Source organism: Bacillota bacterium (assembly GCA_029961055.1).
Lineage (GTDB): Bacteria > Bacillota > Sulfobacillia > JAIMAT01 > JAIMAT01 > JAIMAT01.
The window spans coordinates 1-1553 of sequence record JASBVM010000053.1 but is presented as its reverse complement, the minus strand read 5'-3'; the positions used below and the strand labels follow the sequence as shown (position 1 = coordinate 1553).

1 protein-coding gene is annotated in these 1553 nt (G+C 76.3%); it reads right to left on the bottom strand.

The features are described 5' to 3' along the window. Positions 1-5: 5 nt before the first annotated feature. Complete coding sequence (locus tag QJR14_10955; GenBank protein MDI3318117.1) at positions 6-1469, bottom strand: hypothetical protein; 1464 nt, start codon at positions 1467-1469, stop codon at positions 6-8. Positions 1470-1553 lie beyond the last annotated feature (84 nt).

Sequence of the window (1553 nt, the reverse complement as noted above, 5' to 3'; positions counted from 1 at the left end):
CCGGCTCACTCGCAGGCGCAGGGCGGCGTTTGGATGCCGCCGATGCGGAACGTCTCCCTCCCGGCCGGGACCAGCTGGAAGACGAAGCGCGCGGCCCGGGCTGCCGCGTCCGCCGCCCCCGGGGGTGCCGGCAGCAGCACGTCGACGGTGACCGTCGCCGACCCGTCGCCGGCCCGCTTCACGTCGAGCCCTTTCAGCGCGACTTGGCCCTGCCCGCCCCCGAGCTGCCGCAGGAAGCCCAACTCGTACATGGTACCGTCCGCCCAGAGCGGCACCTGGACCCAGTACGTCTCCCCCTCCGCGAAGGGCGGCTCGGGCAGGACGAAGAGCCTTCCCTCGCCGTAGTAGATCGGCCGCTGGAGCTGGAGGGAGCCGCCCTTCACGACGCCGGAGGCCATGTTCGCCCACGCCTCGTCGCCCACCAGGTGGCCGGTGAAGTCGCCCGTGTAGAACTGCCCCAGCAGGGTGCGGATCGCCTCCATGCCCTTCTCGGGCACGAGCACGGCGACGCCCGCCGGCGGGGCGGCCTCCGCCAGCGGCGCGGGCAGGAGCTGGCCGGTCAGCCGCGCCACCTGCTCGAGCCAGTCGAAGAGGCGCGTCGGGTCGGCCAGGAGGCCGGCGTTGAGGGGCGGGAGCGCGCGCGCCGGCGCCAGGGCCGCCTCCACCTGGGCGGCGGTGAGGCCGACCACGGGCTCCGTCGCGCTCAGCGCCTGGCCGCGCTTCACCTCGATCTCGAGCCGGCTGTCGCGCCCCGGACTGGTCGAGCCGTGCTCGGCCGAGAAGATGAGGCCGGCGTCGAAGCTGAGCACGTAGGTGACGTCGCCGCTGCGGAAGGTGCGCGCCCCGTACTCGAAGCGGTCGGGGATGGCGGGGGCGTCGCCGGTCAGGCCGAGCCCCGCCAGGACGCGCGCCTGCTGCGCCGCGCTCAGCCCCGGCTGGACCGTCCGCATCAGGATCCTCGCCAGGGGAAGGATCGCCTGCCGCGCGGCGGCGCCGTTCTGCTCCGGGTGGTCGAGCAGCACGTCGAGGGCGTAGCCGCTGCCCTGGATCTGGCCGGCGAGGAGGCGGTGGACGCCGGCGAAGGCGATGAACTGGCCGTTGCTGTCGGTTTCGAAAGGCCCCACGGCCGCGTCGGCCTCGAAGGGGTCGAGCGCGCCGTTCCAGGCCGCGCGCAGCGCCTCCGCGCCGGCGAAGCTCCGCGCGGCCGGCGCCTGCGGGCCGCCGGAGTCACCGGAACCGCCTGCGCCTCCGGCCGTCCTGGTCGCCGTGGCCTCGCCGGGGGCGACCGCCGGCGCGCTCCCCGCCCCGCGGCCGGCCTGCCCGGCGCCGGGGGCGGTGCAGCCGGCGAGCGCGACCACCCCCGACAGGAGGAGCGCCAACCCCGCGCAGGCGAGCCGCGAGGAAGCGAATCCCCTTCCTGGTCGCCTTCCCTTCGCCACGCCGCCCTCCGCCGTCGCGACGGACTCCACCGGTGCCCGCCTCCCTTCAGCCTGCCTGCTCCACTGGACGCGGCCCGCCTCGCCGCGGTTCCCTCGCGCGCCTCATCCGCCCCC